This is a genomic window from Neobacillus mesonae (assembly GCF_023715155.1).
GTDB lineage: Bacteria > Bacillota > Bacilli > Bacillales > Cytobacillaceae > Neobacillus > Neobacillus mesonae_A.
In genome coordinates, this window is sequence record NZ_JAMBNQ010000052.1 from 1 (window position 1) to 24,738 (window position 24,738).

General features: G+C 34.8%; 19 protein-coding genes and 1 pseudogene. 9 read left to right on the plus strand and 11 right to left on the minus strand.

All coding sequences use genetic code 11. The annotated features are described in order from the left end of the window. Positions 1-560: 560 nt before the first annotated feature. The gene (locus tag M3183_RS24405; RefSeq protein ID WP_251474027.1) at positions 561-833 is read right to left on the minus strand and encodes an HU family DNA-binding protein; all 273 of its coding nucleotides are present in this window, start codon (positions 831-833) and stop codon (positions 561-563) included. A 642-nt stretch (positions 834-1,475) separates the two neighbouring features. Between M3183_RS24405 and M3183_RS24410 the strand changes: the two genes are divergently transcribed. From M3183_RS24410 to M3183_RS24425, 4 genes are all read left to right on the plus strand, one after another. Next, entirely contained in the window at positions 1,476-1,700 is a 225-nt protein-coding gene (locus M3183_RS24410; RefSeq protein ID WP_251474028.1) for a hypothetical protein, read from the plus strand. Positions 1,701-2,132: 432 nt separating this feature from the next. Continuing rightward, positions 2,133-3,572, plus strand: coding sequence for a sigma-54 interaction domain-containing protein (locus M3183_RS24415; protein WP_251474031.1), 1,440 nt, complete (start codon positions 2,133-2,135; stop codon positions 3,570-3,572). A 239-nt stretch (positions 3,573-3,811) separates the two neighbouring features. Continuing rightward, complete coding sequence (locus tag M3183_RS24420; protein WP_251474033.1) at positions 3,812-4,636, plus strand: carbon-nitrogen hydrolase family protein; 825 nt, start codon at positions 3,812-3,814, stop codon at positions 4,634-4,636. A 36-nt stretch (positions 4,637-4,672) separates the two neighbouring features. After that, positions 4,673-6,019 (plus strand): APC family permease, encoded by a 1,347-nt coding sequence (locus tag M3183_RS24425; RefSeq protein ID WP_251474038.1) that lies wholly within the window; start codon positions 4,673-4,675, stop codon positions 6,017-6,019. A 515-nt stretch (positions 6,020-6,534) separates the two neighbouring features. On the opposite strand, the gene M3183_RS24430 is transcribed toward M3183_RS24425, so the two are convergent. From M3183_RS24430 to M3183_RS24440, 3 genes and pseudogenes are all read right to left on the minus strand, one after another. Next, positions 6,535-7,644, minus strand: a complete 1,110-nt coding sequence (locus M3183_RS24430) for a flavin monoamine oxidase family protein (RefSeq protein WP_251474042.1) — start codon at positions 7,642-7,644, stop codon at positions 6,535-6,537. Positions 7,645-8,078: 434 nt separating this feature from the next. Further along, positions 8,079-9,467, minus strand: a pseudogene (locus tag M3183_RS24435) (aminotransferase-like domain-containing protein). A 1,514-nt stretch (positions 9,468-10,981) separates the two neighbouring features. After that, on the minus strand, positions 10,982-11,863 hold the full coding sequence (locus M3183_RS24440) for a hypothetical protein (protein ID WP_251474045.1): 882 nt from the start codon (positions 11,861-11,863) through the stop codon (positions 10,982-10,984). A 259-nt stretch (positions 11,864-12,122) separates the two neighbouring features. Here M3183_RS24440 and M3183_RS24445 point away from each other — a divergent pair, with 259 nt between their 5' ends. The 3 genes from M3183_RS24445 to M3183_RS24455 all read left to right on the plus strand — a co-directional run bounded on the left by M3183_RS24445 (position 12,123) and on the right by M3183_RS24455 (position 14,005). Next, positions 12,123-12,632, plus strand: a complete 510-nt coding sequence (locus M3183_RS24445; protein ID WP_251474048.1) for a hypothetical protein — start codon at positions 12,123-12,125, stop codon at positions 12,630-12,632. Positions 12,633-12,700: 68 nt separating this feature from the next. Then, positions 12,701-13,279 (plus strand): hypothetical protein, encoded by a 579-nt coding sequence (locus tag M3183_RS24450; protein WP_251474050.1) that lies wholly within the window; start codon positions 12,701-12,703, stop codon positions 13,277-13,279. Between the two features lie 141 nt (positions 13,280-13,420). Then, positions 13,421-14,005, plus strand: a complete 585-nt coding sequence (locus M3183_RS24455) for a hypothetical protein (protein WP_251474052.1) — start codon at positions 13,421-13,423, stop codon at positions 14,003-14,005. Between the two features lie 386 nt (positions 14,006-14,391). On the opposite strand, the gene M3183_RS24460 is transcribed toward M3183_RS24455, so the two are convergent. The 6 genes from M3183_RS24460 to M3183_RS24485 all read right to left on the minus strand — a co-directional run bounded on the left by M3183_RS24460 (position 14,392) and on the right by M3183_RS24485 (position 21,699). After that, complete coding sequence (locus M3183_RS24460) at positions 14,392-14,649, minus strand: hypothetical protein (protein ID WP_251474054.1); 258 nt, start codon at positions 14,647-14,649, stop codon at positions 14,392-14,394. Between the two features lie 177 nt (positions 14,650-14,826). Next, positions 14,827-16,344 carry a TnsD family Tn7-like transposition protein gene (locus tag M3183_RS24465; protein WP_285881045.1) on the minus strand — a complete coding sequence of 506 codons (1,518 nt, stop codon included), beginning with the start codon at positions 16,342-16,344 and terminating at the stop codon, positions 14,827-14,829. A gap of 1 nt (position 16,345) precedes the next feature. After that, positions 16,346-17,827 (minus strand): ATP-binding protein, encoded by a 1,482-nt coding sequence (locus tag M3183_RS24470; protein ID WP_251474056.1) that lies wholly within the window; start codon positions 17,825-17,827, stop codon positions 16,346-16,348. 10 nt (positions 17,828-17,837) lie between these two features. Further along, positions 17,838-19,961, minus strand: a complete 2,124-nt coding sequence (locus M3183_RS24475) for a Mu transposase C-terminal domain-containing protein (RefSeq protein ID WP_251474058.1) — start codon at positions 19,959-19,961, stop codon at positions 17,838-17,840. A 16-nt stretch (positions 19,962-19,977) separates the two neighbouring features. Beyond that, on the minus strand, positions 19,978-20,775 hold the full coding sequence (locus M3183_RS24480) for a TnsA endonuclease N-terminal domain-containing protein (RefSeq protein WP_251474060.1): 798 nt from the start codon (positions 20,773-20,775) through the stop codon (positions 19,978-19,980). A gap of 36 nt (positions 20,776-20,811) precedes the next feature. Beyond that, the gene (locus tag M3183_RS24485) at positions 20,812-21,699 is read right to left on the minus strand and encodes a tyrosine-type recombinase/integrase (protein ID WP_251474075.1); all 888 of its coding nucleotides are present in this window, start codon (positions 21,697-21,699) and stop codon (positions 20,812-20,814) included. A 245-nt stretch (positions 21,700-21,944) separates the two neighbouring features. On the opposite strand from M3183_RS24485, the gene M3183_RS24490 reads away from it, so the two are divergent. Beyond that, on the plus strand, positions 21,945-22,835 hold the full coding sequence (locus M3183_RS24490; RefSeq protein WP_251474078.1) for a nucleotidyltransferase domain-containing protein: 891 nt from the start codon (positions 21,945-21,947) through the stop codon (positions 22,833-22,835). Positions 22,836-22,845: 10 nt separating this feature from the next. On the opposite strand, the gene M3183_RS24495 is transcribed toward M3183_RS24490, so the two are convergent. Next, positions 22,846-23,448: a Cap15 family cyclic dinucleotide receptor domain-containing protein gene (locus M3183_RS24495; protein WP_251474081.1), complete on the minus strand. Its 603-nt coding sequence runs from the start codon at positions 23,446-23,448 to the stop codon at positions 22,846-22,848. A 376-nt stretch (positions 23,449-23,824) separates the two neighbouring features. On the opposite strand from M3183_RS24495, the gene M3183_RS24500 reads away from it, so the two are divergent. After that, a complete protein-coding gene (locus M3183_RS24500) occupies positions 23,825-24,646 on the plus strand; it encodes an HNH endonuclease (RefSeq protein ID WP_251474084.1) in 822 nt (273 codons plus the stop codon). Positions 24,647-24,738: the final 92 nt, after the last annotated feature.

A 24,738-nucleotide genomic window follows, 5' to 3' on the forward strand; every position in this document is an offset into this window, starting at 1 on the left:
CCAGGATCAAACTCTCCAATAAAGTGAGACTTCTATCGCAGAATGTTTTTCCTGCGATGGTTAGTCGAACCAATCGGGTATTTACAGGCAGTTTATCCGAAAGGATATTACTGCATGTTAATACGGGAAAAAGTTGAGTTGATTAGCTCATAAAATTTACGTTGGCTCGGATTCAACTATATATAATATATAATAGAAGAAACTCGATAGTTTATTGTTTGTTGACGTTTTTGTTTGTTTAGTTTTCAAAGAACAATTTATGAGACGTTTAATAATATATCATCTCAACTCTTCGCTGTCAACCATTGTTTTTCAAAAGGACAACAACTTCATCAGCGACATTTATATATATTACTAGGGTTTCTCAAAATAGTCAACAATAAATTTTTTTTGTGCATTTTTAACTATTTCTTTGCAAGATTAATATCCTAATTACTATTATAACGGCTGTAGATTGTTATACTTTCTGTTGAAAAGGACACTCTTTTTTATTTCTTCAAATAAAAAAATACTCTAGATTTTATGTGCATCCAGAGTATTCTAGACTTTACTATATATTTTTATTTAACAGCTTCTTTTAACTCTTTACCTGGTTTGAAAGCCGGCACTTTAGACGCAGCAATTTCAATTTCCTCTCCTGTTTGAGGGTTACGACCTTTTCGAGCTGAACGTTCACGTACTTCAAATGTTCCAAATCCAAGTAATTGGATTTTTTCTTCCTGAGCAAGAGTATTAGAAATCGTATTAAATAAAGCATCAACTGCTTTTGTTGCATCTTTTTGTGTCAATTCGGCTTGTGCTGCAACGGCTTTTACTAATTCTGTTTTATTCATTTTTATACACCTCTATTTTATAATTGATATGTAGAACTATAAATATAGCATATAATATCTTCACATTCTACTTCAGTAAACTATGAATAGATAATTCACTTAAAATATGGATTCATTAACCATAAAGACTTTCTTCATTATTCGATTGTAGCCCTTTTTGACTGGATGACTGTAAAATTGATGAAACAGCTACGAAGGATACGCATTCAGTTCAAATTAATCATCACCAACAAAGTCAGATCATTTCAATTCACTTTCTTTATATAGGATTCCCTCCCCTTTATTAAGCTTTTATATCTATTATTTCCAAACTATTGTTCTTTTTATACATATTTAATAAAAAGTCTTAAAAATAGCTTTTGAATTCACAGGATAAAAATAATTAATGGATGTTTGTGAGTTTATTTATGAATTTGCATGTAAAACGCAGAGCGATTACCAATATGTCTGGATATTTATGTTAAAATAATATTAAAACAATATGTGTAATAGATTTCCCCTATATTCGGAATATCTTTACAGTGTATAAATATTTTTTGTCGTAAAATGAATGCTGGTTAGAAATCAAATATTGATATTTATGCTGGGGGTAAAAAAAAGGATAGCGGTCTGGCTAACTCCGCCTATCCATTAGAGGGAAATTTGACACTGCCAGACTTTATTGCCGAGAAAGCCTTAGCAGTTGTACGGACACCAGATCATCCCCCTTATTTTTTGAAAGAAGACGATGAACGGAATTTAGAATATGGTTTAGTAAAAGAAATTCTCCTCCAATGGCAAAAATCAAAAGAATTTACAGATTTTCATCTCCAAGTTATTTCAACTATTATTCAAAGGGCAATATCGGAGTTCAAGTTAACCTTTTAAACTATAGAGGAATACAGTGAAGAATTGATAAAAAAGTATATTGAAAATTGTTAAATAGTGTTTTGCAGGTAAGAAAAACGATGGAACGTTATCCAGAATTGTCTAATAGGGAATTTGGCAGAACTTTTAGCAATAAGTGAAGTATCTGTATACAAGCTAAAGAAAAAATTGGCCTTTAACAGGTTCGCACTGGTTCTCACGCTAATATTATGGGTGTTGCCTGTTCACGCCTGCCGGCGAAAAAGCGAATAGGTTTCTGGAAGGTATTGTATTTACCTCCTATTGTTTAGATATTGCCTCATAGCGGGGATAGCGCGCAGGGGCTTTTTGATTTTTTTGATATATTGTCTTTTTATATCGTAAATTAGTACTTAAATAAGCTGCTAACGAGAGAACACTAGTTTATTTATAAAGGGTTGATAATCCTGAGGAATGTTATTACATTGGAGGATTAGATTCCACTTTTTTATTTTAAGAAATAAGGGAGGAATACTTATTCTTTCATTAGAGCAATGTCTTCTAGTCTTAGAACATATTGATGGATTAATTGTAGTTGATAAAGATGCAAGGATTATATATATAAACAAAAAAACAGCAGATTCGATAAATGTTGATGTACAAGATGTTATAAAGAAACACATTAAGGAAGTTATTCCCACCACGAAAATTCATCATACTGTCGAAACGAGAAAACCTGCTATTGCTGATTCTTACTTTTTAGAAAACGCTACACTAATTAGCACACGTTATCCAATATTTCAGAAAGACGGAGAATTTTTTGGAGTAGTAGAATATGATTTATTTGAAAATTACCATTTATTAAATAGCTTTTTGAAGAAAATAAACAGTCTCAGTAATGAATTAGATTATTTTAAAAGTGAATTAAGGCGACTTCAACGTGCAAAATATACAATTCAACATATAATTGGAGAAAGTTCTGCGGCAAAACGCTTGAGAGAAGAAGTTCGACAAGCTGCTAGTACGAATTCAACAGTATTAATCAGCGGTGAAACCGGTTGTGGGAAAGAACTGGTGGCTCATGCAATTCATGATCTTAGTTCACGTCAGAACAGCAATTTTGTTCGCTTAAACTGTGCTGCCATACCGAGTGATCTTTTTGAATCAGAGTTGTTTGGCTACGAGGATGGTGCTTTTACCAGCGCAAAAAAGGGTGGAAAAGAAGGAAAATTTCAGTTAGCAAATCAGGGAACTTTATTTCTAGATGAAATTAATCAAATGCCTTATTCCTTACAACCAAAAATTCTTCGAGCTTTACAAGAAAAAGAAATTGACAGGGTTGGCGGTAAATTTAGTATTCCCATTGACATTAGGGTTATTAGTGCTACGAATAAAGATTTACGAACCTTAGTTAAAGAAAATAAATTTAGAGAAGATTTATTTTACCGATTAAATGTTATTCATATTCGTGTTCCATCTTTGAGGGAAAGAAGCGAGGACATCCCTCTGATAGCCCAATCGTTTATCAACCGGTTGAATCCCTTTTTAAATAGAAATGTTGAAACCATTTCGGATGAAGTGTTGGATATGCTGGTTAATTATCATTGGCCAGGGAACATAAGGGAATTGCAAAATATGATTGAAAGGGCAATGAACCGCATTAGCCCGCAGGAACGGGAGTTAAAAATTGAGCATTTTGATTATCTTACAGATAAAGAGAATAGTCCCTCTGATTTTATAAAAAATGATAACCCGTTAGAGGAAATTAAAAGGCAGGCTGAACGAGAGGCAATTATTCACGTACTAAAAGTCTGTAAAGGAAATAAAACAAAAGCAGCAGAGCTCTTAAAAATATCTCGTCCTCTTCTATATCAAAAGATGAGGAGATTAGATATTCAAAATAGTAGCTTCTAAAAAGTGTTATTTTCCACTTACATTGTAAGTGAAAACTAACACTCGAACTAAAAAGAGGAAAGCAGGCAATGTTAAAGGAAAATTACGCATGGAAGGTGTAATTATAGACTTACACTTTCCATGCGTCTTTTTTTATTAAGGCTTGATATAAAAGGTTTTTTAAAATTGGCATGATTTTTGCAATAACAATAAATAGATCGGCAGTTAATAATAATTAATACAAGAGGAGGAAACAACGTATGAGTAATATTCATATTGCATTGGCTCAACTTGTGTGTGATGACGGGGATATTGAAAGTAATCTTGCACGCATGGATAGGGTAATTAATCAGTACGGATTTAATCATGATCTCATTATATTTCCAGAAACGTATACTATGGGGTTTCCAGAAAGGAATGTTTGCCGTTCTTTGGCCCAAACTTTGGATGGACCTGTGATGAAACATTTGGAACAAAAGGCCAGAGAGGCAAATACGACCATCGCTGCTGGATTGTATGAAAAAGATGGGGAGAATGTCTATAATACAACGGTTCTTGTAGGGCCTAATGGATTGTTACTGTCCTATCGCAAAACTCATCTGTGGGTGGGGGAATCGGCCAGAGTAGAATCAGGAAATAAATTTCAGGCTTGTGATTGGAAGAATACTAGACTTGGTATACTTATTTGCTATGATATTGAATTTCCAGAAACCGCGCGCACTATTGCACGCTTAGGTACAGAATTACTGATAGTGACAGATGGCAATATGGCGCCATATGGTCCAGTTCATCATGTAGCTATTCGGGCCAGGGCACAGGAGAATCAGATATTTGTCGCAATGACTAACCGAGTAGGAGATGGCTGCGATTCGTCTCATTTTGTAGGGGGCAGTATGATTGCTGATCCATATGGGCGAGTTATTGTGGAGGCAAGTGATAATAAGGAAGAAGTAATTTCGGCTTCGATTGATTTATCGCTAGTGAAGCAAAGCAGACAATATTATCATTATTTACAAGAGGCTAGGATTAATCCTATGAAACAGGTAATAGAATTCGGCCAAGGTAAATTTAAAATAGATATTTAGGAGCCAATGTTTCATTAAAAGGAGGGAGAAATTTACGTGGAATATTCAAAAAAGTCATTTAATAGAACACTTACTCTGGTTCCTGTCACTTTATTCGGTATTGCTTATATGACTCCTGTAGTAGTATTTACAACATTTGGAGTATTATCTGAGGCAACACAGGGGTTAATTGTAAGTGGATACTTAGTAACAATAATAGCAATGCTTTTTACTGCATATAGTTATTCCCAAATGATTAAAGCGTTCCCAACAGCTGGTTCTGCCTATACTTATACAAGGAAATCGATTGGTCCACATTTAGGTTTTATGATAGGCTGGACTCTTTTGCTAGATTATATGTTTTTACCAATGGCAATTTGCGTTTTGACCGCTTATACCTTATCGGCTGCAATACCAGCATTACCTTTTTGGGCTGCTGTGTTAATATTTATTGTCCCACCTACAATAATTAATATCTTAGGAATCAAATTAGCAGCTAGGTTGAATTTCTGGTTGATGATGTTCCAATTTTTAGTAATTGCTATTTTTATTATCTTAAGTATAAAAAGCTTGTTGGAGGGAACAGGTAGTATTATTTCCCTTTCTCCTTTATTTAGCAGTCATTTTTCAATTCCAGTAATCCTTTCAGGTGCTGCCATTGCTGCATATTCCTTTTTAGGATTTGATGCTATTTCCACGTTATCAGAGGAAACGATTGAACCGAAGAAAACAATTCCTAGAGCGACACTTCTTTCTGTAATTGTTTGTGGGGGGATTTTTCTAGTTGTTTCTTATTTGGCCCAGTTAGTGCATCCAAGCTTTAAATTTGAAGATGTGAATTCAGGTGGATATGAGGTTGTTCGAATGGTAGGCGGCAACCTATTTGTTTCCATTTTTATTGCAGGTCTTGTAGTTAGCTCATTTGCTTCAGCGATTGCTGCTCAGGCAAGTGCTGGTAGACTTATGTTTGTAATGGGGCGTGATTCGGTCCTTCCCCAAAAGATTTTTGGCTACCTGCATCCTAAGTATAAAACCCCTGTATTCAACCTTATCATTTTAGGGGCAATTTCTCTTTTAGCTTTAAAATTGGATGTAGCCACATCAACTTCTTTTATTAACTTCGGAGGATTTACAGCTTTCATATTTGTAAATATATCCGTCATTGTTCATTATTTCTTTAAAGGTAATAGACGATCATCTAGAGATATTCTTTTATTTTTAATCCTGCCTGGCATCGGTGCTATATTTGACACTTGGCTATGGACGAATTTGGATAAACATGCACTAATTCTTGGAGGTATTTGGACAGCATGTGGTTTTATTTATTTACTTGGCTTAACCAGGATGTTCAAAAAACGTCCTCCTGAACTAAATTTTGAGGATTTAGAAAGAGATGTATCCTAATTACTGTCATAGACGGAAGTATGTTAATTGGTTCATATTTCGGTAAAACACAGGTGTTGCTCCGTTTATGGTGCAGCACCTGTGTTTACTTGCTTTAAATATGACCTTTCATTCCTTTGATGTTTATTGAGAGTCTTTATCTTTTGGAGGAGAAGGTAACCTGGCAATGGAACGTTTAACCGAGAAGAAGGATGACGATAAGAAAGATCATTACTTGAGTATGATCGTATTATCAGGATAAGTTGCTAAAAGTAAATGAGGACTATAATTCAACATTACTTTTATTCTTTATGGCGTTAAATCCCCTGTTTAAGTACACTCCTCATCTCAAGCACATTCTCGCTTACTGCCCACGGTGCCGCTAAAAGGGACTGATAATCTCTGCGAGCCCCTTTTCCATATATAATATTTGCAACATGATTTTATTATTTCTTTTAGCTCATTAAGCTATTGTCTTATAAAAAAAGAAGCAAAGAATGGTCGCTGTTTTTCAACTATTGCCCCTCATGATCATGTCATAAAGGCTTATTATTTAAATTAATGATTTTAAAAACTGCCTGTTCAGCTGATTGAATTGCCCCTTCAAGATGCCCGCTATATTGTGAATTTGTCTCTGTACCGGCAAAAATAATTTTTTCCGCCCATACACCTTCTACTGGCGGCTGGCCATAGCTCTGGTAATTTTTAAGAGGACTTAAATCTTCCTCAACAGCCGTTTCAGAATCACGAGCCCAATCTTTATAAAGAATAGCCTTTACGTTTTTAGCGTCATTTCCAAAGAGCTTAACTAACTGGTCAACAACCAATTCTAAAATTTTATCTTGACCCATTTTTTTACGTGCTTCTGGAGGCATTCCGAAGAAACCAAATAATGCACCAGAGCCATTAATAGGAGAGGCATCATATATTTCTTCTAAGGGACCAACAGCACTCAAAACATATCCTGATAGTCCTAATTCTCTCCAGAAGGGACGATCATAGACGGCAACTACCTTGGCCTGTCCCGCCATCCACGTAGGTTTTTTTACAATGTCCGTAATTAGATTGGGTGGGAGGAAAGGTGAAAATTCAATGTGATGTGCCACAAGACGAGGCGGCAATGCCAAAATAACAGCATCTGCGAGAAATTCTTTTCTCTTTCCATTAGAAAGCTCTGCTTCAACCGTGATATCACCAGCTTCATTCAGTTTAATTTTCTTTGCTCGCGTTTCCAGCTCAACTATTTCAGAGGGGATAGTCTCTGCTAGAGCATCGATAAGAGACTGTACACCTCCAGTCAATCGGACCCATTTTTCATCAGAATTTTCTTGCAGCACACAACGCTCTGGCGGCTTGATTTGGAATCGTTCTATAAGTATTTCGCCTTTCTTATATTGTTCGAAAGTTTCTAAATTTAGTTCTTTAACAAGGTTAGCAATATGGTTCTCATACTTTGGCCAAAACCACGTCGGTCCAAGGTCAAATCTGCCTAAGTCAGGTCTGTTTGGATCCGAAGTACTCAAAACCCTGCCGCCAATCCTATCTCTGGCCTCTAGGACCCTGCACTTAATGCCTTGCCCAGTAAGTAGTGATGCAGCACGGAGGCCGCTTAAACCCGCACCAACGATGATTACAGAATTGTTCATATGTTATCCTCCCTGTGACTGTATTTATGTTTTATAAATTTACTTGAAAGGGTTGTTTCTATTTATATTGGTGCCTTTGAAATGAGACAAACAAGGATGATTGAGCTTACCAATATGATATGGTGCAGATTGTAGGGGATAATCCCTATGGAGCTGTGTGATTTTCTGGGATAGAAGTGCTCCCTCTATTATTCCTGCTGCTCCAAAAAATTAGGAAATGACAACAGCCATTGCGTTCTTTTGTAAAGTTGCTTTTGTTTTTCCGAAGAGCTATATACTTAAAACCAAGCTTATTGAACATTTCATTCTATTACGCTGCCCTATATAACATCTAACTCTTTCTAGAAATTCCATTCTATTTCCCTCTACTAGTTTGGATCATCATAACACGCACAAAAAAACCATACAATATTAAAATTGTATGGCAAACAATATTAAGAAAACTCGTTTAGTAAACCCTTAAGGATCATTAAACCTTGCTCAAGCTCTTCAAGTGTTTTCGTTGCGCAGACAGATATCCTTACAGCTCTTTCTGGAGATCTATTTCCAACTACAAAACGTTCAGCAGCATACACTTGTACACCGTGTTTTGCAGCTAACGTTTCAAACTCAGCACCTGTAATTTCGCCTGGCAGCAGCAACCAACGAAAGATGCCTGTTTCACCCCCCAGACACGTATAGTCACCCAAATATCGATTTACAGCTTGGTTTCTGAGGATAGTTTGTTCCCGATGACTTTCAATCAAGACTTCAAATTGATTCGATACAATGGTACGTGCTGTCAGCTCTGCTAATAAAGGGGAAACGGTTATATTTAAATTATAAAGTGCCTTTGAAATTGGTTCCTTGAATTGACTTGGCACTGTTACATAGGCTAATCGTAACCCTGGGGCTAATGATTTAGATAAACTTGCGATATAGATAACCTGTTCAGGTGCAAATGATGCGACTGCTGGAAGAGGTTTCTTCCCCAGAAGATGGTAAGACGCATCCTCAATAATGAACTGGTTATATTTTTTGGCTATAGCTGCTATCTTTTTTCGATTCTCCACAGACACAAAGGAAGCTGTCGGATTATGATAATCCGGAATTAAGTAAATGCCTTTAATATTGTCATTTTTACAGGCTTCTTCAAACGACGATGGACTCATCTCATAGTTTTCTGATTTTATTGGTATTATTTGTACATTAAGCATTGCAGCAACAGTCTTTAAGCCAGGGTAGGTATGATGGTCAGCACCAATTCGATCTCCAGGCTTACAAAGACCTGCAAGTGTAGCAGCAATCGCATTCTGACCGCCATTGGCAAATAAAATTTGATCAACTGTTGTTTCAAACCCGCCTTTTCGGATTAGCTTTATAGCAGCATCCTTTTGCCAAAGACTTTCACCTGGACGACCATAACCAAACCACTTATCATAATCTGTCTCTTGCAACATACTTTTCAGCTGGATTATCAGAGGCTCATAAGAGGAATTATCTGGTAATGTTGCCCCCATTTCAATCAAATGCTTAGGCTTTGTATCTTCAAGTAGATACGCATTCGATAACGCATCATACGATACAAATGTGCCACTTCCAACTGATGCACTTAACAATCCCTTTAACTCACAAACTTTAAAAGCCTTTGAAATGGTACTCAGATTTAAATCCAAATAATCAGCCAGTTATCGCTGCGGAGGAAGCTTTGTTCCAGGCAATAAAATTCCTTTTAATATATCCTGTTCCAATTGCACGGCGAGTGCTTGATAAATAGGCTTTTCTGATTTATCAATCGATGGCTTCCAACTCATCGGATAGTTTTCAAAAGAATTAATCGGCATCATACGCATCCTTTTTCACATAATTATATGATTGTTCCTATTTAAACACAATTAAACTTTTCGTACCTATTGTAAGTTCTGACTAGTATCTTTTTCACTTCATTTTTTTATAAATATAGTTAGTTTGCTGACTAACCATTTATTACACTATCCTGCCCTTCCATAACAAAAGGCCAATCCCTTTCTTGAAGAGACGCCCCTTTAGAGGAAATCAAATTTTTAAAAGGGAACTTTTGAAAAAGCGAAATAGTAATAATGAAAGTTGATAAAGAGCCTAAAGATGTTAACGTTACAATCTTTCGGTTATTTTGCTTTTCCGGAGACTTACTTAGTTCAAAGATTACTGCACCCCACAAAAGCATGGATGCTAAGAAATAATACTCATATACATGTTTAATGCCCCTACCCTTTTATATTTTATAGTTTTGACATTACCCTATTTCAAAGTCACCAACACAAATAAATTTCTATCTATTATAACATTTCAAAAAATAATCGCCCTTAATAAAGAGAGCTGAGAAAATTCAACTGAGATCCTTCAACAATTACATTAATCCATCTTGTCATAAGGTTCAGCTGCATTTTTTGTTCAAGTAACGTGGCCACTATAAAATAGGAGTAATTGGGAGTTTTCGCTTCTTTAATTGAGGGAGGTTTAGTAGTCAAATGTAGTATCATTTAAAGCAAACGGGAGGTTCTGAACATAAATTGGTTTGTCCATAGTTATGGCAATATTGGTATTCGTTACTTTGACAAGTGAATTATTCTTAAAGGTGAATATTCAGCCATCGCAAGTTCGATTATAGTCCTTTTATTTATCTTTGATACAATATCTTTTGTTAATGCGAGATTTTATCTTTCCAATAGAAAAAAGACCCTGAAATCGGAAAAGTATTTTTTCACAAATTCAGGGCTGGTGTATAACAAAATTAAACCCTTCTCAAATCCCCCACCTCAAACCCGTATTCTTCCGTTCGAGTTAAAATAAAAATTTCCGACTGAACCCCTATTTTGGAACTTTTTCGATTCAAAAATGACCATTTTTCCCGCTTTTTCCAACTATTTTTTCACCTTTTTTCATTAGTTAAAATAGAAATCTCCGATTTTGGAAGAAGGATAAACGGAGAGAAGAATAAGGGAATAAAGAAAAACATTGAGAAAAGAAGGAATTAGACCTTCGGTCTCTTATTGAATAAATACTTGAGTGAAATATTGAAAAAAGCCTGAATTGGTAAGGGTTCAAGCATGATTAAGCTAGGATAAAACTATTGAGTTATTATTGATTTCCTATTGAATTATAACAGAAAAAAGCCCGGGTTCCTAATGAGGAAAAACCGGGATGATATTGAATCAGAACAGGAAATCGGAAATGTTTATTTTCACGAAAATCGAGTCTGAATCGGAAGTGTTTATTATTGTTCGGAAGAGTTTATTATTGTTTTACATAGGAATGAAGGAAGAAATATGAGATAAGAATCAGATAGAAACTATATGTTCATAACACTTCTCTTAAACTAGATACGATTCTTTTGTATCAACCATAAGAATACATCCTCAGTCATTCTCAAGATCATTAACGCATCTTCCTGTGAAGGATTATCTTCGCCATGTGCTCCCAATCCAGACATTCCACTATATAAAGTAGCCATTATTCGGTATCTATTCGCACCTTTGTTATTGTCTAACCAATATTTAAAAATCTTCTTTTTACTTTTAAGCTCTGCACCATCTTGGATGATTTTCTCATCCGTAGCAATCAGAATCCCTTTTAAATAATCACTATTTTCAGTATCAAGTTTAGAAAATACTTTTTCATATGCTGTTCTACAATTATCTATACAGCTTTTGAAATTGCCATTACTATAAGTTTCTAAAGCCTCATTATAATGTCTAAGAACTTCCGTATACTCTGAATTAAGTTCCTGCCTCATAACAGACATATCACTTTGTCTTTCAACCTCACCTGAAGATAGATATTGGAGCGAGTACCTATCCCCCATATCCGTATTTTCAATTTGCAAAGCATAACCTAATAACTCAAGACAATTCTGAATCTGGTTTAAAAGGGAAGAATCTTCAATTTCATCCAATCTCCTAAAAATTTCATTGAGAAACTCATTTAAAAGCTCTTTCTCAGACTTAATTTTATTGCAGAGCTTCATCATTCCCAATTCGGTATTGAAAAAATCATTTTCATTTGTATAGCCCCTATTAAATGTGTTTGGGTTGAAATAACTTTCATATTCTTCTACTAGGGAAGAAAGCCCTATACAACTTAGAACTTGCTCTAACCAACCATTTCCGTTTCTATAAATTACCCTTCGAATAGGACTATTCAAATAACTGCATAATTGAGCTAAACTCTTATCTTCTCGACTATCTAAAATTAATTCCATATATCTTGCTCCCATTCATAATTTTTTTATAAATTACTCCTAAAAATCAGACATCCAAGGGGAAAAGGTGATAACTGTGTGAAAAACTACTATCCCTAATTAACCTCTTGAATATTCAATCTTAGGTAAATCACATATATCTATATTCCAATTTATAACACAATATTGTCTAGGGATAGTATAATTTTCTAATAGCTTTTGAATTCCTTACTGGAATTAAGAGACACTCTGTGAAAAAATAAAAAGAGGAGAACTTTACATGCAAGAAAGAATTTTGAGGTTAATTCAAATTGATTGGGAAGGCCCTTATTCATTAGAAACTCTAACAGATTTACAAGATATTTCCCAAGACTATGGAATCTACCAAATCTATGGTAAACACACGGTCTACGGAAAAGATGTTTTACTATATATAGGTAAAGCCGATCAACAAACTATAGGGAAGAGAGTATCGCAAGAAAATTGGTGGAACACAAATGATTCTAAGCAGCTAAAAATCTATGCAGGTCGTCTTGCTGGTGTAAGCACACCACATGAGGAATTATGGTCAAAAGAAATTGATTTGGCCGAAAGACTTCTAATTAGTGTTCACAAACCGGCCTATAACTCAAAGAGTCTATCGCTAATTCGTGATGCCGAGCTTCAGGATATTCATATTTTGAATTGGGGAGATCACAGGGATCTACTTCCTGAAATTTCAGGATTAAGATGGACAAGCAAACTAGACACCATGGAATACGAGATTTATAGATATAACGCCATCGAATGAGCATGTAAATGAGGATTGAATATGGAGAAAATTTGAAACCGATTCTTTATTAATAGAGGAGGATAATATTGTTAGATAAAATAAAGGACATCAACCTTGCTCTAAACAATAAAAGTTATTTATCAGCACTTGCACTATCCTTAACTTTACCTGATATTTGTGGGGAAATTGAATATCCACATTTTAAACACAAGAATGGAAAACGAAATGTAGGAAAACAATATGCAACATGGTTTGACAATTGGGCGAACCAATATTTTGCAGATAACACAGGTTGGACAAAAGATTTCACTAAAGCAAAAAAACCCTATTTTACAGGTGAAATGTGTTATTCTTTACGCTGTTCTTTCTTACATGATGGAAATTCGAATATAAAAAACTGGGGCAACAAAGAAGATGCAGATTTTTACTATTCATATGAATTTGAATTAGCAATAGGTGGAGCAGATTCCTTTGGTTTATCTTGGGCAAACCAGTCAAGTAATGATTCAAAAATAACGAAAACAAAAACCGTTAGAGTTAATATTGACAAATTGTGTGAGTCCATTTGTTTAGCTGCAGAAAAGTATTATCGAGAAAAAGACCCTATTCTATTTAAGGACCATAAAATTAACTTCATTGATTTTAATTCTTTTAAAACTAGGTAACAGTATTTATTAAATTGTTAAAGGTTTTATAGTGATTATCTTAAATTGGGTAAAGAGTGTGACATACTTTTATAATTGTTATCGTTTCATCATTTTTTACTTAATATACAAATTTATGCAATGGAAAGGAAGAGTGAATAAATGAAGGAAATTTTAAAACACCCAACTGTTTCTGCAATAGTTGGAACCGTGGTCGGAACTCTGATAGTAGCATACATAAATGAGATAAATGTACTAGAAGCACTTGTTTTAATTTTCAATTGGATAAAGAACATCATTGCTTTTGTTTTATCCTTTAAAGTCCCATTCTGGATTATTCTCTTTGCTATATTCATATATTTACTTATTAAGAAAGTTGCCAAAAAGGTGAATTCATATAGTTCCGATAGTGCTGGACAAAATATAGTAACTCATTATAAAAAAGATAGAATTGATAATATTTTATGGATATTTGAATGGTATCGGGGGTATGACGGTAGATTAACTTTAACAAATGAATCACCTCACCCTATTTGTCCAAATTGTATGAACGATCTTGTGCTTTCAGATAGAACCTCAGAAGGATATTATTCAAACCGTCCCACAAGATTTGCATGTGAAAATTGTGGTTTCTCCCAGAAATTCGAAAATGACCCTGAAGAGTATATATTAAAAATCAAACGAGAAATCATTCGAAGAATAAGAACAGGGGAATGGCGTGAGTCGCTTCAAGAGCATTCTTCCTAGCTATCTTTTTTAGGATAAGGCCTATGCCGACGAGAATGAACAGCTAAAAGAAGCTATTGCTGCTGAACGAAGCCCACATCAATTCAAATTGATGAGTTAATACGTAAGAACAATGACCTTGAACATCAAATGAAGCCTCAAAGCAAAGCCCACGAGAACGTCATAGAGCGTCTTAAAGGACGTTCCGAAATCGAGCAATATAAAACCTTCTCCGAGCCGAAGGACAGCACGAGAAGGCTCTAAGTGATGCTAACAACGTATACCAAAACACTAAAAGAAATGTTAAGATAGAACTAACATATCAAGGTAGGTTTACGTACTTTGCCACTTGCTATGTCAGTTGATGTAGCCACCTTGCCAAGAGGTGGTTTTTCGTTTTATAATCCTCAAAAAGACCCAAACGGAAACGGTTGATCACAGATAATCGCCTTCACAGATTTAAAGGTTACAATTCTTTTATCTTCTTCTTGATCAATCCCAGTAACTTTAAATAGGTAGTCCCCGATAGACGATAAATAAATCAATGAATCGACTTGGAGTCTTTCCTCACTTTGAAAAAGAGAAAGCCCTCCGAACTGATTAACATAATAGTAGTCATGTTTCCCCTCGGAACCGAAATCTCTTTTTGGATGTGAAACTAACATGAAATCCATCTCCTCTCTTCAATTGACTCTGAATAATGTACGAAGGTATTCGGTCTGCAATGAATTAGTTCAATACCGTAAATTCCCCTCGTTCCCTGATTATTTCACTCATAACTTACTAGCTTCATTAAACACACTAATAGACAAAATAGAATAGCTCACTCAATCAACGGTTAATTATTCGGCAGTATCTAATATTTGAAAAATCAACCTTCTTACCTCTTTACTGTTCCCATCAAACCCAGCATAGCGTTGAATTTTATATGGTGTAAGGGGTAATTCATTTTGAATCATTTCATTGATTGCCCATTTGATTTTACGAATCCGAAAACTATTTATATCCTCAGTAATCTCTTCCAAATATTTATGGGTTTTCACTAACTTTTTCTTTTCGAACCATCTTCCTGCACCTATAGTTGTTCTAATACTTAAAGGCGTTATTCTTGCAGGTTTACCCTCTTTAGCAAGAATGAGTTTTACCGCTTCCTTTGCAAGTATTAGGCATTCCTCATCACGTTTTTCCCAATCAACTGTATCAATTCTTTTCTTCCTTGGAAGGTTCTTTGGTGTAACCTCTTCGTACCATTCCCGGTCATATCTAAAAATCCATGAATGAAGTCCTTTCCCTATTTCTTTCAATTGACTACGATTCGCACCTTTATTTTCCTCTATTAGTTTCAACCATTTAGCTCGTCTCTCATTAAGGCTAAAAGTTGGGGTATACTGCTTTGAATTGCTCCTTTTCCCAACTATTTCTTCATTGCTAAAGAAATCATCTATACTAACCCCAAGAAACTGCAAAAAAAGCAAATGACGTAAAGGGCTTCTATTTTTATTATTGCTTCTTACAAACAAACGCAGCCAATTAGTAGGATTATCTGGATTAAGTTCACTTTGCATCAATTTCAAATATGATTCTGGGTAGTAATTCATAAAGTGGTGCTGGATCTCATTTATATACAAATTACCACTAGCCGCAGCTAATCTTTTATCTCTCAACCTATCTATATAAAATCCAATTACATCATCAAGATTTTTTCTTGGGTAATTTTCATGTATTAATTTTTCTGCATTCATTGTATATTGAAGATTCATTTTTTTACTCCTATCCGAGTACGAGTCTGGCAACACTTTTTCATTACAAACTTCACTGTCTGCACATATAAATTCAACACCGCTTCCTGTGCTAAGGACTGAACTTTCTTTTAAAAGAACCTCATGTTTAGAGCAATACATGACTCCAACAAGCTGATGTTTTGTTCTCCAATAACTTTCCCCCAAATTCTCCATATCCTTCTTGAAACATATAGGGCAGTATTTTAGGAAATTGGCTTTTTTCACCTTATTCCCACCCATACCAATAATTTTTTCTATACTCGTGTGTGTCCCATTTCCCCCATTTTCCATAACCTCATAAACTAAATTTGTTTTTTCTTGAGATAAAAATGCTGTGTAAAATGGAAACATTGTGTGATTCCTAATAATTTCTTCTATAGTAATACGTGATGTTGGGGGAAGGTTACTCACGAAGGCCTTAATGTATTGCGGAAAGTAAGAGGAGTTAATAATGTATAACTCCCCAAACATATCCCTCATCAATGCCCTTTTACTAAGCATTCCACACATTCTTCGATACCGAGCTATAACGCTATACAACAACTCGTCCTTATAGATTAAAGGAAGGAAATTTAACATACTAACCCTCCGTTATCCAATCTGCCATTTCATCAATAAAACCATTTTCCAAAAGTACATCATATGGTGATTTATTATCTTTTAATCCTTGTTGGAGAAAAAACCTTAGATCTCCTTCTACATAAGCATTATTTCGCTTTTCCTTCTTTTTTGATGATTCCATAGGGTGGTTCACTTTATCCACAATTGTATCCACAACCTGTTTCCTTTTATTTTCGCCTTTAAACTTGTTATCCACATTATCCACATAACTATCCACTTCTAGCTTTCTAATATCCTCATATTTTGCTATTTTATATGGATTTCCTGAACGTATCGCTTCTAACATTGGATTAAGCAATCTAAATTTTTCCTTTGCCACTTTCTTTATTAGAGGTATGGTAATTTCCTCTTTTCCAGTTTGAATAGCCACTTGTTGTGAGTAAGCAAACAATTTAACAACCAAATCCGAAATGCCTAAAGTGAGTTCATAAAACAGACTTGCAAATTCTTCTTTATATGGGGTAGGTTTTTGTGTCCATTGGTATTGCCACATCGTCTCCATAAGCAGTTTAAATTCATTTCCGTATTCCATATTGTTATAGATAATTTCGGCATTTCCAGTTAAACGACGAGTTATCCTCAACTCCTTACCAAAAAGATCATAGGCACCAGGAGTTCCTATTACAGCAAGATTAATTCCGGAATTTATGAGACTAACAAAGAAATTCATAATTTGATCCGCTCCACGCTGTTTGATGTGTTGTGTCTCATCAATAATCAGAAGACCTAACCCAATGTTGTGTGCTAATTGACTAATTAAAGGTAGCATGGAATCTACCGAAGTATTCCTTGATACATGTTTCCTGTAATTATTAGATCCAAGAATTTCATCCACCTTCATAAAGAACTGTAAACATAATGACTTCAAACTTGAATTACTTGGAGCTTCAAGTTTTAACCAAACCAGTTGAATTTGATTATAATGCTGACCCCTGTACTCATTATGCAAAATAACCTGTGGCATATTACTTAAAACACGATTAACAGTGGTTGATTTACCCATACCTGAAAAACCAATCAAAGTTCCGCAACCAGCCGTGCTTCTGAAATTTTTTCTACTATTTATATCAAAAGAGCGGTTTATGATTTCCTTTCCAGTAGCATTAAGGTATTGCTTATAGGTTTTATCAAATGGATTTCTTGCTAAATAGCCTTGAATAATTAATGAATGAATCATATTCCAAACCTCAATATGGATTGGTAGTGGTTGGAAAAGTTGAAATAGCCGGTTTACCATATGTAGGCGATAAGCACTTGCTGCATTTCTTTCTTCTTTTTTAAATAATGGTAGTACCATGAGTTTATTAATAATCTCTTGTTTATCTATCAAGGGGGGAAGTGCCTGAATCAATGGATTTTCATTAAATTCTTGTAAAGGAAATTCTGTATAAGTGGCTTGAGTCGCCTCCATTCCATTTGGTAAAAATACAATATTACTCATTTTCATCATCCTAGTCTAAATTTCCTGTAACTCTAAACATCTCTAATTCATCCTGATTTTCATCTATAGGGCTCTGTTCTATACCGTCATCATTCGGTGGATTAACATCACTTTCCTTTCTAGCAACTTCACGCAACCTTTCTCTTTCAACTCTCTGATTTTCCCTTATTCCTTTTAATCGTTCAGTTTTACTTAATTCACCATCCTTTTCGGCTTTTGTTCTTTGTCTTCCTTCTCCAACAATGGTCTCAATATCCTCATACAATTTCATTTTTGCTTGAAGTTCCTTTTCCTTCCCCTTACTATCCAGCGATTCTTCGTATCTCATAATTTGCTCAATTTCATCAATGCCTTTATGCCTGTATTTACTCAGGTGATCAAGTAAAGTTAACTTATGAAACTCCCCATCTTCATTCACCACATATATGTGCGTTAAATCCCTTGGGTCATACCATATTTTAATTTTCCAACTTCCATTGATTCTTGCGTTCTGAAACCAATGATTTTTTAATGTATAGTCCGATGCGTAGAGCATTTTCTTATATTTAACCCCTCTGGAAGTGACTGAGGCTGTATCTGTTGGGAGTAGGTTAAGTTTAATAGTATTTTCAGGCAAGACTCGTAATTGGCCTTTCATATTTCTTAATCCATAGTCCCATATCCTAGAAGGGATCTTTTCCACTTTGGCTTCTAGCATCGCTTCATCCAATACATACTCACTAAGCACATGATGGTTATTGTGAAACAGGACACACTTGATGATCAACTTTGTAAATTCTTCAATGGTAAGATTAGCTTTTAATCTATATTCTTCATCGCCTCTTGTCCGATTATTTTTAACAACACCATCTGCGAAAGGCTTAACCTTTAGGTTTAACTGGGCAAATGCTTGTTCTATGATTCCCTTATAATCAGCACGATAAGCAGGGGCATTTTGGATAGAAATACCAAGACTTGCTATCGCTTCTTCAATTTGTTTTCCGTTTAATTCCCCTCTATCTGCAAAAATCCGTTGTGGAACACAAGCCACGTCCCATTCACCTTTATCCAGTGTGATACCATACTGTAAACAGAAATTTTCCTTTGGTGTCATACTATTAACAAGAGCCATCATGACTCCGGTGTACGAGTTAAAAGGTTCATAAGTAACATTAATCCCGACAATTTTTCTCGAGTAGCTGTCTATACAGCAGATCAATGTCGGTCTACCAACTATTAAATTACGATTTACTGATGAAACTAAATAGATGTCAAACTGTGTAGCATCAATTTGCCATAGGGTTCCTGGTCCAAAACCCGCATCCTGAGTGGAAGTTCCAATAATCGTACGATAATTTTGGAAGTAATGCCTAGTTCCCTCTCTTTTTATTAATTCCTTCTTTGGATCATTTAGCTTCTTATACCAATACAAGAATTGTGGGTACGTTGGGATTTGGTCAATATCTTTGATTACGGGCACTGTATGCCCCTCGTAGTCCGTTCTTGATTCAGTAAAGAAATCTTTAATAATCAATTCGTAAGTGGTCTTTAGGGAGTTTTGGCGTTGATTATAGTAGTAACGATTAAGCCCAACCTGAAAGTATTTTTTAATCGTGTCATCTACATTTACCCCCGTTTTTACACCATCTTTATTCGGTCTTCCCCGCTTTTTACTACTTTTCTTCTTTTCCTTACCTTTTGCACCACATAAACGAAAAGCTGGTAACAATGCCTGACGAATCTTTCCTCCCTTCCAATACTTAATGAGGTAGTTTTTGATTGTCGAATAATTTACTGAATAGACATCAATGGCTTTCTTTATTGCCTGTTCCCTATACTTGGTGATATAAATGAGTTCATCTCTTTCCATTTGTGCAATGACAAAGTTCACAATCTCCCATGCACGATCACGTCTTTCAATCTCAGCATTACTTAAATCATCAGAAACAACTGAAAGGAAGTAAGGATCTTCACTTAAAGTTTTCAATTCCCCACTATCAAGTAATGAATTAATGCTTTCTATATGAATTAGATACGGCCATCTGTTTCTTCCCATATCAATTGCATATATAATAGAAGAAACTCGGTTAAAGTATATAATTCTGATTGTTTTTTCATTGCTATATTGGAATAGCATATTTTCTGCAATTTCCATTGACTCACCACCATTTCTACAACATTAAATCAATTATTTTTGCTGAGAAGTCTATAGGTTTTGTCATATCTAAACGAAATTCCTTCTTGGCTAGTAAATACCTAAACAAAAATAATCCTGATCCTTTTTCGATTCCCGCTGCCTTATCAAATAACTTTAAGACCTCTCTTAACTGAAGTTCACCATTTTCAATAAGAAACTTGAGCAATGACAATGATAGCTCTTCTTTATTCAGGCTTCCCTCACTGCCTTCCAGAAGTGTTTCCCTTACCCATTCAATATTTTTTGCAAATTGTCTTGGCAACTGCTTTTCTGTAATCACTTTCCAGTCGATGTTCTTCTCTAACCAATACCTTCGTTCAATTTCCAGTTTTTCGAAGGTAATTTTTCTTTTAAGCTCAGTAGTATTCTTTACGGTTCTTGCTACATACTTTTCTTTACCATTCGCATCTTTTACAGTTAATAGAAAATTCGTAGTCATCACAAATGGCTCTTTCGTTTCTTTGTCAGCAAATTTATCAAATCGTAAATCTTCTTTATTATCAATTACCTCTAGTACATCTAAGAGAGGATAAGATTCCCTAATGTCTGTAACATCAGAATTAAACTCGAATAACAAAAATGCTCTGTATTGATTGTCAGATTGAAGGTGATGAATTCGCTTGGTTTTTAATCCGAATAATCTGCAAACACGGCCCTTAGAACTGTACTCATAGGTGTACCGCCATGGCAGATAATTGGCACCTTCTCCCTGACCCCTACCTTCTTTTAAATATCTTGCTAATTTTTCTTTGCTCCAACTATTTTTTGACACGTACTTATCACCCTTTTATCTAATAAAATTCAGACATTACAAATACAGACCATCAACAGCTCGTTGTTTATCCTCCGCACTACTATTTATATAGAAGCGATATAGCGTATCAATCGAGCTGTGTCCCGTTAAGATTGCTAACGTTTTGGGGTCAACCTTGCCTTCTTTCAATAGATTTGTACAAAAGGTATGACGAGCCATGTGTGGTGTAACGATGTAATCAAACTGTGAAAGTTTACTGTATTTTTCAAGGATTTTATTAATCGCTAACCTGGACAACGGACCCCTTTGACCGATAAGTAAGTCCTTGCTAATCACTTCTGGTCTAACTTGAAAATAATCCTTTATTGCATTAACGACTTGAGAATTCAAATTTACTTTTCTCATTTTGTTTCCTTTACCGCTGCGAATCATGACGTAGCTATAATTGTTTTTACCATTTCGTTCAGTAATAAATAGATCATCTATTTGAATGGACACCAACTCTTTGCATCTAATGCCGGTTCCAAACAATAGATAGTAAATTAAAATATCCCTTTTATTTCCCGTGGCTTCTATTGTTCGCTTTAAACGGTATTGGTCCTGTTTCTCTAGGACTTTTACTTCGTAATCCCACTCTATATTATTTTTCTGCAATACGTTTTTCAGCTTTATTTCCTCCTTGCAGATACCCTTTTTATATAAATAGTGTTGATATTTAACAATGCTTTTTATTTTTCTGTTGATACTTGTAACCTTCAGTTTCCTATTCAAATTCATATATTGCCGGTACTCCCTAACATCCGTCTCAGTAATGGCTTCTGTTTCAAAGCCTATAGTGTCTCCTAACCATTCTTTAAACTGTTCAATATCATTCTGGTACGCTTGAATGGTCAAAGGGCTCTTTCCCTCTGAGTCCAATTTTTTTAAAAAGCTGGATAACATATACAATCCCTCCAAAGATTTTTAAACGCAGAAAAGGCGTTTATTTCCTTCAGGCAAAGACTACCTTTTTTAAAAAGTAGATTTACCTGGCGAAATAAACGCCTTTAAATTTAATAAATATAATTCTATTATAGTGAAAACTCTCTTATTTTTCAAGAACATATATTCCCATGAAATACTGTATATTAATTTATATTTTCTGTATAATTAAGTTATTGGAATACTTATTAACAAGGAGGAATTGCATGTTCGAATTAAAAGGGAATTTAGAGGCAACTTTCCAAAGTTGGTCGAAACCTGCGAGTGATACTGAGGAAGCTAAATGTGACAATGCTCTTAGAATGATTAGAGATGCCTTGAACAAATCAGAAACACTATCAAAATATGATATACAACTAATCCCAAAAGGGTCCTATCATAATAACACCAACGTTAGATTAACAAGCGATGTCGATATAGCAGTGAAGTTAAAAGATGTGTTTTTTGCGAATTACCCCGATGGTAAAACGCATAAAGACTTCGGAAATTATGATGCTGATTATTCTTTTGCTCAATATAGAAGTGATGTTGACCAAGCTATGATCAATAAATTTGGTAGAGATAATATCGAATTTGGAAACAAGGCTATCAAAATTAAGTCAAATACTTATCGAGTAGAAGCAGATGTTGTGCCTTGTTTTGAGCATCGTCGATATTCTCAAAACGGGACATATATTACTGGAACTGAATTTGTATGTCGTCACACGGGCGAGAGAGTTATTAATTTCCCCGAACAACATTACAGTAATGGAGTAACAAAAAACAACGACACTTATAGGCGTTATAAAAAAATGGTTCGAATCTTCAAGAGACTAAGATACAAACTTCTGGATGAAGGTTATGATGTTGAGAATGTATCTTCTTTCCTAGTAGAATCATTAATCTGGAATGTGCCTAATAATAAATTTAACAATGCAACACTAACCGACGATGTAAAGCAATGCTTTAATTACCTAATAACACAAACTGCAGATTATGAGAAGTGTAAGGGATGGGGAGAAGTGTCAGAATTGCTATATTTGTTTCATAACGGACGAAAATACACTCATAGTGATGCCCATCAATTTTTACTTTATGGTTATGCCTACCTATTCTAAAAAACTCCCATCATGTATGGGAGTTTTTCTTTGTTATTCTTTTAAAATCCATTTTTCCTGTTGTCAAACGTCCCGTCCAATAATGCCCTTCAAGTCTTAATTCTCCATCATGTTTAATACGTAATTTTACTGCACCATCATGTTTTGGGTTTATATCCCTGTCTTTATCAGCATCATTAACATATAGATAGCATAAAAACTTTTGCTTACCTTCGTCAATAGTTATATCACTTACATAACTACTACTATAAGACTTGTCCGTTTCCATTCTTATATGTATGGTGTCAAAATCATGAGTTATTTCCAGCTTTGCAGGTATTGGATCACCGACTTTCCCTGTATCAGGAAATACGTAGCTAGAATATAAATGTCCTTCCCAACACCCGCCTAAATAAGGTATATTAGTTAACCATTTATAAAATAAGTCTGGTGCAAACTTCCAAATTATTTTCTTAAATAAAATTTGATCAATTAATAATGTGGCTCCTGCAGCCGAAAATGCAACACCTATTATGCTTAAATCAAAATTCCTACCCTTAAATGCCCATATTATAACAAATAGCCCAACTGCAATTAATAGTAGGGTTCGAAAATAAAGTTGCTTATTGTACATAAGTGACCCTCAACTTTCTTTACTAAAAATTCCTATTACCATAATAGTCATTTTATCATAAAGCGTTTTTGAGTAAATGCACTTCTATTTTATTTATGTTCCTCATTAATCCAAAACAAAATAAAGCATATTTAATTGAAAAGTCACATTTTCTCAAACTGTATTTGGCGATAAGAAAGCATTTTGAACGTTTAATTTATGATACTATAGGGATGAAATGGAAAGTAAAATATGATCTGGCCTAAGGGATGGACTTGAAAATACTGTTGAATATACATAGGAATATGATGATATCAACCTTCACTTTACTGACTTATCTAAACAAGAATTGAGGAGAAGACAATTTATTCTAAGTAAATGAAAGGAAACGTGTGATATGGCTATAAAAGAGGAACATTTGGCTTTAAGTTCAGGTATTGGTTTAGCTGGTTTCGTTGTTCAAAACTATTGGGATTATGGTAGTGAAGCTATAGATTGCTTTAAAGAAGAAATCCTTGGAAGTATCCTTAGGCCCAACAAAACAACTGCTATCCATCATGTTTTATCTTTTTTTCAAGATATATCTGAGGAACTGGACATGATGTGGAAAAATGGAGACGACATGGAGAGGGTATACGACCATATTATTAGGACTTTAAAAGAAGTAAATTTACTCCCAGATATTCCTGAACCAGACTTTGGCAATTGTAACAATAAAGGACACTGGGATTGTGATTGTAATAAAATTATCCACCAATGGATTGATTACGTAAGTGAAAATAATGTAGAAATTGACCGATTAATTGTTCATGCTGCTTTTCAATTTATTTTTCAAGATAGAAATTTCCTACATAATTTCCACTTGGATTTAGCCGAACTTATTGAAAATGAAATGGAATACTTAAAGAAAGAGTATCCTGAATTTATAACTCAAAAAGGAAGAATTAGGAGACAGCGTTTCCCAGAATGGTTAAAAAAGGCAGTGTTTTATAGGGATAAAGGAACATATATGAATTGTAGGTGTGACCTTACAAATTTGATTAGAAACCAAAATACTATACACATTGACCACATGGTACCTCTAGACCTTTATGGCAGTAACGATGCTTCAAACTTTCAATTGTTATGTGAGCCGTGTAATACTTCCAAAGGTGCAAGGTCAACTGGTACTAGCTTAATAACGACTCCCTCTATAAATGTTGATTTATCAACGGTTTGACCCGTTGGTGGGGTGTCAAAAAAATATTTTTCGACACGATTTTCTAACAATATTTTTATATTATGTGAAACTATTCCATCACATGGGTACGC